The sequence below is a fragment of the Leptospira saintgironsiae genome (assembly GCF_002811765.1).
GTDB lineage: Bacteria > Spirochaetota > Leptospiria > Leptospirales > Leptospiraceae > Leptospira_B > Leptospira_B saintgironsiae.
In genome coordinates this window covers 432,284-446,007 of record NZ_NPDR01000001.1, presented here as the reverse complement: position 1 = coordinate 446,007, position 13,724 = coordinate 432,284, and the positions used below count along the sequence as shown (strand labels likewise).

The following is a 13,724-nucleotide window of genomic DNA, read 5'->3' as shown; positions in this document are numbered from 1 at the left end:
CTTTCCTCTTAATTATCGTGTCAATGAATTCCAAAAATAAGCTGACGGAAAGTCCTTAAAGGCAAAATTATCCGTAGGGAAACATCCCTCCAACCACAAGTCGAAGTGGCGGAATTGGTAGACGCACTGGTTTCAGGTACCAGCGGGTAACACCGTGGGGGTTCGAGTCCCTTCTTCGGCAAAAAATTTCGCTCATATTAAATCAAGACCTAAGGGACTCGAAGCTTTCAAGCGAAAGCGTTTGCAGTGACCCATAGGGAACGTCGCAAACGCGATCTGAGTCCATGGATGGACGAAGACGCGAGAAAGACGCCTTGGAGCTTAGTTTACCACGATGGTAAACTGCGTAGAGGCGAGTCCCTTTTTCGGAATAAATGTTAAAAGAACATTCGAGTATAAGGGAGATTCGGTTTGTTTTAAAGAAATACAAGTTTTTGAATTAATTATAATTCTTTATAAAATGATTTAAAAAATGGTACCCAAGTTTTAAAACATTTGGTAAAATGAAAAAAGTGCGACCGTAAGGTCGCATTGAGTGTACGTCCCTTGCTACTTCCCTCTTTGGCAAAAGTAAAGAGTAGCTTAAGGTTCCAAGCTTCTACTTATTGGGGTTTTCTTTTCGAACTCCTTTAAAGGGTTGGTCACTAGACGTTTTTTGGTCTATAAACCTACCGGTCTCAGCGTCTCTTTTAACCCAATGTTCAGTCTTTGGATTATAGACCTGAGATCGGTCCTTTACTTGTCCGACCCGATGATTGTCACCTGATGGTGGATTTGTAGCCATGGAATCACCTCCTTTCCTATCTTAATAAATAAGACATCTATAAAGGGACTATGTCTCATCGTAAGGGTTCTTTTAGTTGTACGTCAAACAAAAATCTACTAATCAAGGAACGTTAGATACGCTGAATCATAACTGCTCTTTAAATCGCATTTATTAATAACTATATATGTACTTAGCAATATGAAAAACATCCTTTATTCTCTAACTCAGCTTAGCTTTCTATTTTCTTTCTTGTCCTGTCTTTCCTCAGCCAAAAACCTACAGCAGTCTTATATAAACTATCCAAATCTGGAAAATGCATGTTTGCATTTCCTTGCCTCTGATAATTCTAATCTTTCTGGCGAAGATATAGTCATGTTCGACACTTTAAAAAAAATTTCCGAACACGATACCGGTAAGGACGCCTATCGAACCGGCCAAATTGTTTATGTTCCAGAAGCAGGGGAAGGAAAACATCTCCACCAAAACAAAGACGGAAAACTAGAATATTATAGGATCAAGTACGAGACCTTAAATGCAAAAGAAGGAACAGAATTCTTTTGTGCTGAAAAAGTCAGATTTAATTTAGAAAAAAAATTTCAGGCTACTTCTGCAAAATTAAAAAAGAATCCGTTGGATTTAAAGGCAAGGCAAGAGCTCGAAACAAATTTAGACTCTTATCTTAAATTTGCAAATGCAGTGCAGGGCAAATCTCAGATTATAAGAAACTTTCTATTCTTCTCTCTTGGAAAATATATGAAAGGAGACCAAGGCATTCCTGTCTCTCCATGCGAATTCACTCAAAAAATACTAAATCCTATCACGATCGCAACTTCTGGTTTAACAGACGCTGATTCGAAACTTGCCTGGGCTGCCAATATCCAAATTTTTACAGCATATGAGTTAGGATTTACGATGGCTGGTTATTGTAAGTAATCACATCAACTAACTTCGTTTAGAGATAAAACAATTTAGAATTCTTCTGATTCTTCTTGACCGTAACTAATTCAGTGCAATAATCTTGGCCCGACAATTTATGCGGAGAAGTTTATGCGTTCCACGATGATGGATTATCCATTGGTTTTGCCTTCCATTTTAAAAAGAGCAAAAGAGGTTCATCCTCATAAGGAAATCGTAACCAAATGGCATGATAGTTCCATCCAACGACTGACTTACGGAGAATTTTACAAAAGAACCATCCGTTTGATGAGCGCATTACGTAAGGCCGGTGTAAAACCTGGAGAAGCAATCGCTACTTTCTGTTTAAATCATTCCGTACATTTGGAATTGTATTTCGCGATCCCGAGTATTCGTGCAGTTCTTCACACGATCAATATTCGATTATTTCCTGAACAACTAATATATATCATCAACGAAGCTAAGGACAAATTTATCTTTGTAGATAAATCTTTAGCTCCTGCGATCGAAAAGAATCTAAGCCAAATTCATGGTGTGCAAAAATTTATCATCATTGATGATAAAGAGAATGTTCCTTTTCCAAATCTTCCAAATGCAATTTCATATGAAGATTTTTTGAAAACAGGAGACGAGGTAGAAAATTTCGAACCTATAGATGAGTTCGAAGCAGCAGGGATCTGTTATACTTCTGGTACAACTGGAAATCCAAAGGGAGTCGTTTATTCTCATAGATCTACTTATTTACATTCAATGTCCATATGTATGGGAGATGCATTGTGTATAAGAGAAGCTGAAACAGTTCTTCCCGTAGTCCCAATGTTCCATGTAAATTCATGGGGAATTCCTTTCGCTTCAGTGATGACCGGATGCAAATTGGTGTTTCCTGGAAAACATCTTTTGGGCGCTTCTCTCGCTGAATTATTAGAATCAGAAGAAGTTACACTAACTGCAGGAGTTCCTACAGTTTGGAATGTTCTATACCAACACTTAAAGAAAACTAAATATAATCTAAAACTCCATACAATGGTAGTTGGTGGTTCTGCCGCACCTCGAGGTTTGATCGAAGGTTTTGAAAAAGATTTCGGGATCTCCATTCTTCACGCTTGGGGAATGACTGAAACTTCTCCCGTTGGAACCGTTTCTCATCTTCGCGGTTTTATGAAAAATTTAGATGATAATAAAAGATATTCTTATAGAGCAAAACAAGGAGTGCCTGTTCCAGGTGTAGAAATAAGAGCAATCGATGATAATGGCAAAGATGTTCCAAAGGACGGAAAAACTCCTGGCGAACTTTTAGTTCGAGGACCTTGGATCGCTGCTTCTTATAAAAGTGGAGAATCTTCCGAATCTTTTACCTCCGATGGTTGGTTCCGCACTGGAGACGTTGTGGTCTTGGATGAGTATGGTTACATGCAGATCACAGATCGTAAAAAGGATCTGATCAAAACCAGAGGAGAATGGATCTCTTCTGTTGATATGGAAAATCTAGTCATGGCAGATCCGGATGTTTTAGAAGCTGCAGTTGTAGGAAGAAAGGATCCAGTCAGAGATGAGGCCCCAGTTATATTTGTTGTTCCAGTAGAGGGTAAACAAGTAGATCCGAAAAAGATACATGATCGACTCAAAGACAACTTTGCTCACTGGCAATTACCTAAGCTAGATGATATTCGGTCGGTTTCTGCGATTCCAAAAACAAGCGTAGGTAAGTTCGATAAGAAAATTCTAAGAAAAGAATTAGAAGAATAGACCTCTAGTATTCGAATCCAATTCTAGGAGTGTGAGCAAATCTAACGGCACTTTAATCCTAATACTTGGGGCATTGACTGCAATTGCACCTTTCTCGATCGATATGTACCTTCCTGGTATGAATGAGATCGCAAAAGATCTTGGGACTCCAATCTCAGATGTGCAACTAACGTTAACTAGTTTCTTTTTTGGAATTTCTTTCGGACAATTATTTTACGGACCAATCGTAGATCGTTTCGGCCGTAAAACTCCTTTGCTCGTAGGTCTTACGTTATACATAGTAAGTTCCTTAGCCTGTGGATTTTCAAATTCAGTTAATTCGTTAATATTCTTCCGCTTTTTACAATCTTTGGGTGCTTGCGCCGGAATGGTAATCCCAAGAGCAGTTGTAAGAGATGTATTCTCTCCTCATGAAGGAGCTAAAGTTTTTTCTCAGATCATATTAGTAATGGGAATCGCGCCGATTCTTGCTCCTACTGTGGGCGGACTTTTGCTTCAGTTTGCTAGTTGGAATTGGATCTTCTTCACTCTGACAGGTATTTCTACCATAATGCTTTTTGGATCTTTATTGGTTTTCCAAGATACCAAAGGTGGTGATTCTTCTATCTCTCTTAAAATAGCTCCAGTGATCAAAGAATATGTCGAAGTATTCTCAAATCCAATCTTCAAAACATATGTGCTTAGTTCCGGATTTTCTGCATCTGTGATGTTTGCATATATCGCCGGTTCCCCATTCGTATTTATGGTTTTGAATGGACTCTCTCAAACTGAATACAGTTATCTTTTCGGATTTAACGCTTTTGGTTTGATCCTTTCTAGTCAGATCAATCGTATTCTTCTCAAAAAATTTGAAGCAGCAACTATTGTGAAGTATGTAGGATATTCGTATCTAATACTTTGTTCTTTGCTTATTATCTTCGAAATTTTAGGCTTAGGATTTATTCCAATGCTTGTTTTAATTTTCTTCTTAGTGAGTGCGTTCGGGCTGATTGTTCCAAATGCTTCTGCGCTTGCAATGGCTCCTTTTTCTAAAAATGCAGGAAGTGCATCCGCTTTGATGGGAGCATTGCAGATGGTATTTGGCGCTGTTTCCACTGCAGCAGTCAGCCTTCTTCATGACGGAAGCGCTTATCCAATGATTACAGTGATGTCAATGTCTGGTGTAATGTCCTTGGCTTGTTTATTCTTTCTTGGAAAAACCCATAATAGAATTAAATAATTCTAATGTTCTTTGAGGATGAAATAAGAAGAAGGAATGAAGGACCCGAGAATTCGGGTCTTATCAAAGATCTGTTTTTTGTTTAATTGCGGGTATATCTTAACTCGCTGATTAGCACCACTTTCGAAGAACGGGGCTCCAGCAAATTATCCGCATAAGAATCCAACAACTTTCCTAATCTATTTATTTGAGGAAAGTCCCGCCCGGAAATCTGGGAGTTTGGAATATGGTCCAAGACCTCAGTATTGGGTCGGGTATTCAAGGCTAGCCTCCTTTGGGATAAGGCGAAGAATTGAACCTTCTCCGAACCATGTCAAGCCTAATGGACATAATTCGGAAAGATTTTAGAACCTTATTCTTCCGTGGTAAGACCAAGTTTAGCTTCAATAGCCTTTATTCTTCTAGCCCATTTTTGGAAATTGACCACGTTTTTGATATTCACTCTTAGTTTTTGGAATTCAGGGAAAGTCAATCCATAGTCCCAGCCCACATAGATGTCCGGCTTAGGAAGAGTGTTTCGAACAGAAGTTCCTCCACCCACAATGGTTCCGCTTGGAATACCGATATGATCGGCAATACCACAACCACCACCGATGGTACAATTATCTCCTATTGTAGTGGAACCCGCAACACCAGTATAACCTGCAATTACTACATTTTTTCCTAATACACAATTATGGCCGATATGAACAAGGTTATCGAATTTACATCCGTCACCAATGATCGTATTTTCCAAGCCGCCTCTATCGATTGCGCTATTGGAGCCCATCTCCACATCATCGCCCACAATTACCGTTCCGACTTGAGGGATCTTATTATGTTTACCATTTGCGAATACGAATCTGAATCCATCTCCGCCTACAGTACAATTTCCGAAAGATCTAAATCTTTTTCCTATGATAACTCCGTGGTGGATCACGTTATTCGGCCCTACATGAGAACCTTCTCCGACTTTCGCTCCTCTTCCGATACGAACTCCGTCTTCTAAGATTACGTTATCTCCGATCTCAGCATATTCTGCAACGGATGCAAAATTTCCTATATAACAATTTTTACCGATCTTTGCTTTAGGATGAACATATGCATTTTCTTCTACTTTGTTTTCAAACTTGTGAGGAGGATAGATCAGATCTAAAACCTGAGCGAGTATCAAATCCGGTTTATCTACAACCAGACAAGGCACTTCTAATTCTTTTGCGAAGTCAGAAGTAGTTAATACGATACTAGAGGCGGTCTTCTTTGCCTCATTTAACATCTTCTTGCTTGCGAGAAAACTAATGCTGTTCGTAACTCCCGGGTTAACCGGAGAAACTGATTCCACCTGAATTTTTTTGGGGTCCGCGCAATTTTCTATTTTTGCTCCGGAAATTTTGGAAGCCAGTTCTTCCAAGGTATATCTAGCCATTAAGACCCTCTTTTCTAGTCTTTTAGTATCTGCCAACGTATTAGCAGATCGTATTCGGATCTATCCCAAATTTCGGAATGAATTACTTGCATAAGCTAATGAATATCTGAAAGAAGAGCTTATCTGAGGATTGAAGATAAAGAAGACATAATACGGAATAATGGTGCTTCTTCCTTTATAAATATCCCGTTTGACGAATTAGCTTCCGAAAAAATTCTGTAATACATTAGAAATCGACACCAGGATCCAGCCCGCCTATGAAGCCCGTTAGAGAGCCGCAAATCAATATATTCAAAAAATCAAACCCGCTGAAAGCGAAGGTTATCAGCAATGTACTTCTTACTCCAGAAACTGGAAAAGGTAAAAGACCTAAGAAGGAAGGCGAATCATTAATTCATAGAATTACTTTAGCTATCGATCATAGCCAGTATCCTTATCTAATCGGACAATCCGGTGGTATCATTCCTCCTGGAGAAGACCCTGAGAAAAAAGCGAAGGGACTTGCGGACGCAGCTTATACAGTTCGTTTATATTCAATTGCTTCTCCTAGTTATTCTTTCGGAATGAAAGAAGACACAATCGAATTCATTATCAAAAGAGATAATGTCTACGATGCAGATGGAAATGTTCAATTCAAAGGAGTTTGCTCTAACTACGTTTGTGACCTGAAAGAAGGTGACGAAGTAGTAATGACTGGACCTTCTGGAAAAAAATTCCTTCTTCCAAACACTGACTTTTCCGGAGACATCATGTTCCTCGCAACTGGAACTGGTATTGCTCCATTTGTTGGAATGAGCGAAGAACTTCTTGAACACAAACTTATTAACTTCACAGGCAATGTAACTCTTGTATACGGAGCTCCTTATTCAGACGAGTTAGTATTGATGGATTATCTAAGAGGATTAGAGAAGAAATTCCCTAATTTCAAATTGGTAACTGCTATCTCCAGAGAAGAAAACAATCCTTTCGATGGCGGAAGAATGTATATCTCTCATAGAGTTAAAATGTTAGAAGCAGAAGTGAAAAAAGTTCTCTCTTCTGGAGGACGTTTCTATATCTGCGGTGGTCCAAAAGGAATGGAAAAAGGAGTAATTGAAGAGATCCAAAAGATCGATGGAAACTCCGGAACTTACGAAGAATATAAACATCATCTGGAAGGCGCCCACCAATTATTCGTGGAAACCTACTGATCAATTTTCTAAAATTTTTCTAAGTAAAAGGCTCCCAACTGGGGGCCTTTTTTTATGGAAAACGACTGGAAATCCAAAACCGGGAATTTAGTCTTTTGCCGTCAGGAAGGGAAAACTATGAGCGTAATCCGAGATATTGATAAAGGCAAAGGTGAGATCATCCGAGTCGAAATTTCAGAATTTAAAGGAAATAAATATCTGAACTTAAGAGTTTGGTACACAGACAGCGAAGGTGAATACAAGCCTACCCAAAAAGGAATCGCAATTCCGGTTGGATTATACTCAGAAGTAAAGGATGCAATACTTGCGGCGGAAAACTCTTTGAGCTAAACCGCCTTACTTTCTATCCAGGCCTTTAGTAAACTTTGGGCCTCTTCTTCTGTTTCAGAAGCACGAATATGAGATTCCAATCGAGTAATCGAGAATACTTTTTTAACGGAAGATCTTAGATTACTTACAATCAATTCTCCGCCTCTTTTTCTGAGCCAACCTGCGACTTGTATCAACATACCAATCGCAGAAGAATCTATGTAAGAAGATTTAGCCAGATTGAAAACAATGTATCTGTAACCTTCTTTCATCTTTTCTTGGATCGCAGTTTTGATCTCAGGACATCTATAAAGATCTATATCCTCATTTGTACGATATGCATAGATCTGATCGTGATATTCTACTCCATCGTCCGGGAAATTTTCCATTGCTCCGTACTGAAGTTCAGAAGCAGAAGCCACCAAATGTTTTGCAGCAGTAGGAGAATTTTCCAAGATCCGATTTTTTAGAGAACTTACCCTAAAGCCAAGAGTTTGTAAAACTTCAGGAGCTAATTCTTCCTTCTCATTAATTTCTTTGATCAGATCGTTTAAGAGAGAAATGGACTCGTCCGTATAACCTTCTTTTAAAAGTGTTCCAGCTTTTCTTAAACCTTTTCCGGTTTTAGCGATTGTAGCCTCGACAACTACGTCCGCGTCTTCCTTAGCGGAGTCATCATTCCAATCTAAAGGAATATCTATAGTTTTTTGTTCTAACTTAGCACCGTCTGTCAGTTCGTAATAACTTGCAGAAATATTAATATTTGGAGGTGTATCTTTTTTGGTCGGGCGAAGTTGAACTACTAGACTTTTTACATCGTCCGCTCTCATATCACCGACTTCTAAAACTAATGTTTTAGTACGTCCTGTTTCCTCAGGATCAGGTTCTTGGTAAGAAGAAACTTCTGAAACTAAATCCAGATAATCAATTCCTTTCGGAAAATCAACTTTGAGCTCTATGGATTGAGCATATAAGGTTCCGATATCTCCAAACTCTTTGAAGAAAATATCTCCAGTCTCTTCAGGAGTTTCTACATAATAGAAATTCCCTCCTCCAGATTCTGCGATCTCTTTTAGAAGTATTTCATTGAAGTCATTGCCGAAACCGATAACAGTTGTGCTTATGCCTTTTTTATAAGCGTCAGCTGCAATCTGGATTAACTGAACAGGATCCTTAATTCCTAATGTTGGATTTCCGTCAGTAAGAAGAATAACACGTTTATAACCATCGGCAATCGGATGTAATTCCAACGTTCTGAGAACATGAAGCCATCCACCGCTTAGGTTGGTAGAAGTACCCACTTGGATAGAATTTAATCTGTGAATGACTGAATTTTTTTCGGCCAAAGGAACTAAAGGTTGGATGACCTGAACATCTTCTGCGTAAGCGACAGCGGTTAAGAAATCTCGTCGGGTCAACCAATTGACCAAGGAAGCAGAAGCTTGGATTACAGAATCCATTTTACTTCCTTTCATGGACCAGCTTCTGTCCAAAGCTAAGCCCAAAACTAAAGGTTGCCTTTGAGCGGATGCAGGCCCTGTAGGAGAATTTAAACGTACAAGTAGAGTGTTGGACTTTGCGGAAGAACCGGCCGGTCTCATCAATTTGGCCGAAAGAATCATGCGCTTGAAAAAACCATTTACACACGCTAAGAGCAAGAAGAATTTAAAAGAGAAACGGAAATAGAAACCGAAAATGAGCCAAGAAATTATAGAGGCATTACTTAAGGTTTTTTTAGACCGATTTGCGGAAATTCGTACTCAAAATTCGGAGGAGATACCTAGTTTCACACAAATTTACAAAAACGGAAGTCTTGTCTGTGAAGCTTTCAACTCGGTAGAAATTTCGGAAGATTCTTCCTTACATAGTGAAGTTCTTGCGATTTCAGAAGCAAAACGGATCTGCAAGGAAAGATATCTCACTGATTGTATCCTCATTACTACTCTAGAGCCTTGTTTGATGTGTGGAGGTTCTATTCTACTTTCTCGAATCCCTAAAGTAGCATATCTGGTTCCTGCAAAATTAGGAGAAGGGATTTCTTCTCTTCCTTTAGAAACAATCTATAGCAGAAATTTTTTTCCAGAACTCGTACTAATTAAGTCAGAAACGACCAAAGAGTTATTCAAAACTTTCTTCAAAGATAAGAGAAATTAAACGGACTTTTAGGCTTTTCCTCCTTTCTTACCCCATGCTATCTGGTAAAATAACAATCATATGGCTGGAAATCACGAAGTTCTCTCCCGCAAATATCGCCCCCAGAGATTCCAAGATGTAATCCATCAGAATCTTGCAATAGGCGCATTACAAAACGCGGTTAAGTCCGGAAAGATAGGTCATGCGTATATTTTTTTCGGACCTCGCGGTGTTGGAAAAACTACAATCGCTAGGATTTTCGCAAAAAGACTAAATTGTCAAAATCCAATCGATAACGAGCCATGTAACCAATGTGATTCTTGCCAAGAGATCACTAAAGGGATTTCGGGAGATGTTCTTGAAATAGATGCTGCGAGTAACCGTGGTATTGAGAACATCAGAGAACTTAGAGATAACGTAAAGTTCACTCCGATGGGTGGTAAGTATAAAGTGTACATCATAGATGAGGTGCACATGCTTACCGATCAATCCTTCAACGCACTTTTAAAAACTTTGGAAGAACCTCCTTCTCATGTGGTTTTCGTTTTAGCTACCACTGAGTATCATAAAATTCCAGAGACCATTCTATCCCGTTGCCAGGACTTTATCTTTAAAAAAGTTCCTTTATCTGTTCTTCAAGACTATGCAGAAAATTTGTGTAAGGAAGAAAACACAAAGTATGATTCAGAAGGATTGTTTTGGGTAGCGAAGAAGGGTGATGGCTCTGTGAGAGATATGCTTTCCTTTATGGAGCAAGCACTCGTATTTACTGACAATCGACTCTTAGGTTCTGAGATCCGAAAGATGATCGGTTATCATGGGATCGATTTCTTATCCGATTTTATAAAAAGTCTAGTAGATTCTGAAAATTCTTCTAAGTCATTACAGATCATCGAGAACTTATACCAAGAAGGCCAGGATATATATAAATTCCTTTGGGATTCCATAGAATTCACTCACACTTTATGTTTAGTGAAAGATTCTGCTGCTGATTCCGAATCGGTAAATTATCCTAGAGAAGATCTAATCAAAATGAGAAAGGATTTCGAATCTGTAGATCCGATCGCATTGAACAAACTTTCTTTCCGTCTTTTTGAATTATTCGAAAAAGTTAAAACTCTTCGTTTGAGAAACTCTTTTGAGATTAAAATTTTTATAGAGATCCAAATCAAAAAACTTTCGGAAGATCTAGCAAAACCTAGTCTTGCAGGGCTTGTGGACAGGATCAATCATCTCATATTGATGATCCAAGATCAGGATTCTGTTACAGCATCTATAGCATTCGAAACTCCTAAAAAGCAAGTTCCTTCTCCGGCCAAAGAAGTACAAACTCCAGTTCCAACCCCGACTCCGGTTGTGTCTAATGAGAAGAAAGAAATTCCTCAGGAACAAAAATCAGGACCACTTTCTTCTCTAGAAGATTTGGCCAAAGGTGTTTCTTCTGAAGATGCAGAATGGGAGAAATCTTTCAAAAACGAATTTTTAGGAACGGATATAGATCCGTCCAAAGTACCCAAACTGGGATCCTAGGTATAAGCCATGTTTGAAAATCTAAAGAACGCATCTGAAATTTTTTCCAAGATGGGAGAAATGCGCGGTAAAATGGAAGAGATCAAAAAAAGGATCTCCAACTTAAGAGTCATGGGTGACGCCGGCGCTGGAATGGTACAAGTCACATCTACCGGAGACGGAGCGATCGTAGACGTAAAGATCAATCGTGCATTATTTGATTCAGAAGATAATAAAATGTTAGAAGATCTAGTAATGGCAGCAACAAACGATGCCATCCAAAAAGCAAAACAAGCCGCAGAATACGAATTGAAATCGATCACTGGCGGATTAGATCTTTCTGAAATTTCTAAATTATTCGGCGGCAACCTTGGCTGAACATTTAATCGAAGGAATGGTAAATGCACTTTCTTCTCTTCCTGGGATCGGAAGAAAAAGCGCGTACCGTATCAGTTTTCATTTATTAAGACAGGACCCTGCAGTTTTTAATGGGTTCATCCAAAGTTTATCAGAAGTAAAAGGAAGGATCCGTTTCTGCTCTCGATGTGGTTCTTATTCAGAGGAAGAGATCTGCAATCTTTGCCTTTCTGAAAAAAGAGACAGTCATACAGTTTGCGTTGTTGAACAACCGGAAGATGTATTTTTTATAGAGAACACTGGAGAATTTAAAGGAAGATACCATGTCCTCAACGGAGTGATCTCTCCTTTAGAAGGTGTAGGACCTCAAGATCTACGCATCAGAGAACTTTTAAGCAGAATAGAACCTGAAGATCTAAAAGAAGTTTTAGTCGCTACAAACCCTACATTAGAAGGGGATGCAACAGCGGATTATCTAAACCATCAATTAAAGAATTTTAATGTGACTGTTACGAGGATAGCTTATGGTATTACGGTGGGTGGCTCTATTGAACTTGCTGATCAATACACCTTAGGAAGAGCGATCCGCTCCAGACTCAAACTTTAGAATCTATGTTCTGCAGTTACGAACAATTCTCTTAAGATTGTTCCTTGTGTTGTATCCAAATAAGCTTTCAAACCATTGCCTGCTATAAAATAACCGGAACGTAAAAGTATCTGCATATCTCTGAATGCACTCCATCTTAAGTTCAGGTTATATTCCTGACCAAAGTATGCGGATGTATGGTAGAAGTTTTCCTCATTATAAAATCTATTATTATCCATAAGAGGAGACTTAGTTCCATACAATCGATAGTAGCCTAGAGTTAAAACTAAAGGACCAGATAGAACTATATCTGTAAAAATTCCATACTCATACAAACCACTCATATCTCTACCGGAGAATAATGCGTAACCTCCCGTAAAGTCGTTCGCGATGTTAGAAAGTGAATATCCTGGGAACAAAGTTCGATAACCATTTCCATGTAAATTGGATCTGGTCCCGTCTTTTTCATATCCAGGTCTTCCTGTAGACCCTGAACCCATCGCAGTAATTCTTATAGATTCATCGTATCTGTAAGATAACTGCATATCAAAGAATCCACCCTTGATCTTGTAACGATCATACTTTTGTTGGATCTCGTTGCCATCCGCATCTCTATACGGATTCAATGCTTTTACGGTTCCATGGTTATAAATTCCATGAACTGTTAATGTAAAATCAGAAAAGTTAAATTCGTTGAATAGCCCGTGCCAGAACAATTGATTTGTATCACTTGTCCTTGAAACCAAACCATAAACACCATTTACATCCTGAATATCTCTTAGGTTATCATCCAGGTAAAAGCTATACAATTCATGCTTAGCATTATTGAAGAAGCTAGTCTTGATCTTATAAAAGTAAACGTTAGAACCTTGGTAATTTTTATCAGCGAATGTGTTCTTATCCAAGTCAGTGAGATTATTTTGTTTAGCTACAAACCAACCACCTTCTATTGTAGTATTCCAATCTCTGATATCCTTGGTTAAATTCACTCCTGTTCCTGGGACAAACACAACTCTACCTTGCGCAGAAGTAAAAAGTTGAAGCCCAACTCTTGCAGTAAAACTTTTCTCAGGTAATTTAAAGTTTAGATAAAGAAAGTTCGTCTGCATATTCACAGCTGAACTGAAGGTCGCTTCTCCACCTTGTCCGGGTCCTACATTAGAACTCTGATTAACTCCTCTTCCTCCGAAAATGACGTCACCTATCTGAACACCCACCAACGCTTCGAAATATTTCGAAGTTTGGAAGTTCATGTTCAGGGTCATCCTTGTATCATAATAAGTTGTATCTTCTTTCTGAGGACTGAGAGTGCTTGGATTTCCTTTCTCTCTTGCAGTTAATTCGTTTTGGTATTTGGTAAGAGTGTCCTGATTGTATTGTTGTATAAAATCTGCACGATTATAAGGAGTTACAGGCGTTTGTCTGGAAGTATAAATATCCCTTCCTAAATTAAAACCACGGACCCTATAGTTCCCTTGAAAATCTATCTTTGTCTTTTCTTCCACTTCCTGAGCAGATATGGAAACTCCAGCAAAGATAAATATTACTAGAGCAAGAGTTTGGATTTTTTTAATCGGAGAGTCCAACAC

Annotated in this window: 12 protein-coding genes and 1 tRNA gene; 10 read left to right on the top strand and 3 right to left on the bottom strand. The window is 38.8% G+C overall.

Annotated features, from left to right (window positions below):
- Positions 1–99: 99 nt before the first annotated feature.
- From CH362_RS02100 to CH362_RS02080, 4 genes are all read left to right on the top strand, one after another.
- A tRNA-Leu gene (locus tag CH362_RS02100) sits at positions 100–181 on the top strand.
- Positions 182–964: 783 nt separating this feature from the next.
- On the top strand, positions 965–1,699 hold the full coding sequence (locus tag CH362_RS02090) for a hypothetical protein (RefSeq protein WP_244280452.1): 735 nt from the start codon (positions 965–967) through the stop codon (positions 1,697–1,699).
- Between the two features lie 114 nt (positions 1,700–1,813).
- Positions 1,814–3,427 carry a long-chain fatty acid--CoA ligase gene (locus CH362_RS02085; protein ID WP_100708690.1) on the top strand — a complete coding sequence of 538 codons (1,614 nt, stop codon included), beginning with the start codon at positions 1,814–1,816 and terminating at the stop codon, positions 3,425–3,427.
- A gap of 31 nt (positions 3,428–3,458) precedes the next feature.
- Positions 3,459–4,646 carry a multidrug effflux MFS transporter gene (locus CH362_RS02080; protein WP_279628955.1) on the top strand — a complete coding sequence of 396 codons (1,188 nt, stop codon included), beginning with the start codon at positions 3,459–3,461 and terminating at the stop codon, positions 4,644–4,646.
- A gap of 352 nt (positions 4,647–4,998) precedes the next feature.
- Here the strand turns inward: CH362_RS02080 and lpxD are convergent, their stop codons facing one another.
- Positions 4,999–6,051, bottom strand: a complete 1,053-nt coding sequence (lpxD, locus tag CH362_RS02075; RefSeq protein WP_100709234.1) for a UDP-3-O-(3-hydroxymyristoyl)glucosamine N-acyltransferase — start codon at positions 6,049–6,051, stop codon at positions 4,999–5,001.
- Between the two features lie 257 nt (positions 6,052–6,308).
- On the opposite strand from lpxD, the gene CH362_RS02070 reads away from it, so the two are divergent.
- Together CH362_RS02070 and CH362_RS02065 are read left to right on the top strand one after the other, a co-directional pair.
- A complete protein-coding gene (locus CH362_RS02070; protein ID WP_100708689.1) occupies positions 6,309–7,241 on the top strand; it encodes a ferredoxin reductase domain-containing protein in 933 nt (310 codons plus the stop codon).
- 117 nt (positions 7,242–7,358) lie between these two features.
- The gene (locus tag CH362_RS02065; protein ID WP_165780218.1) at positions 7,359–7,571 is read left to right on the top strand and encodes a transcriptional coactivator p15/PC4 family protein; all 213 of its coding nucleotides are present in this window, start codon (positions 7,359–7,361) and stop codon (positions 7,569–7,571) included.
- On the opposite strand, the gene CH362_RS02060 is transcribed toward CH362_RS02065, so the two are convergent.
- On the bottom strand, positions 7,568–9,172 hold the full coding sequence (locus CH362_RS02060; RefSeq protein WP_100708687.1) for an anti-sigma factor antagonist: 1,605 nt from the start codon (positions 9,170–9,172) through the stop codon (positions 7,568–7,570). The two genes, CH362_RS02065 and CH362_RS02060, sit on opposite strands and share 4 nt — an antisense overlap.
- 73 nt (positions 9,173–9,245) lie before the next feature.
- Between CH362_RS02060 and CH362_RS02055 the strand changes: the two genes are divergently transcribed.
- From CH362_RS02055 to recR, 4 genes are read left to right on the top strand one after another with little or no spacing between them, the layout of a single operon-like run.
- Complete coding sequence (locus CH362_RS02055; RefSeq protein ID WP_100708686.1) at positions 9,246–9,704, top strand: nucleoside deaminase; 459 nt, start codon at positions 9,246–9,248, stop codon at positions 9,702–9,704.
- A 60-nt stretch (positions 9,705–9,764) separates the two neighbouring features.
- Positions 9,765–11,213: a DNA polymerase III subunit gamma/tau gene (gene dnaX / locus CH362_RS02050; protein ID WP_100708685.1), complete on the top strand. Its 1,449-nt coding sequence runs from the start codon at positions 9,765–9,767 to the stop codon at positions 11,211–11,213.
- A gap of 9 nt (positions 11,214–11,222) precedes the next feature.
- Positions 11,223–11,570 carry a YbaB/EbfC family nucleoid-associated protein gene (locus CH362_RS02045; protein ID WP_086447627.1) on the top strand — a complete coding sequence of 116 codons (348 nt, stop codon included), beginning with the start codon at positions 11,223–11,225 and terminating at the stop codon, positions 11,568–11,570.
- Positions 11,563–12,156 carry a recombination mediator RecR gene (gene recR / locus CH362_RS02040; protein WP_100708684.1) on the top strand — a complete coding sequence of 198 codons (594 nt, stop codon included), beginning with the start codon at positions 11,563–11,565 and terminating at the stop codon, positions 12,154–12,156. Before CH362_RS02045 ends, recR begins: the two co-directional genes overlap by 8 nt.
- Here the strand turns inward: recR and CH362_RS02035 are convergent.
- Positions 12,153–13,724 (bottom strand): hypothetical protein, encoded by a 1,572-nt coding sequence (locus CH362_RS02035; RefSeq protein ID WP_100708683.1) that lies wholly within the window; start codon positions 13,722–13,724, stop codon positions 12,153–12,155. The genes recR and CH362_RS02035 overlap by 4 nt on opposite strands.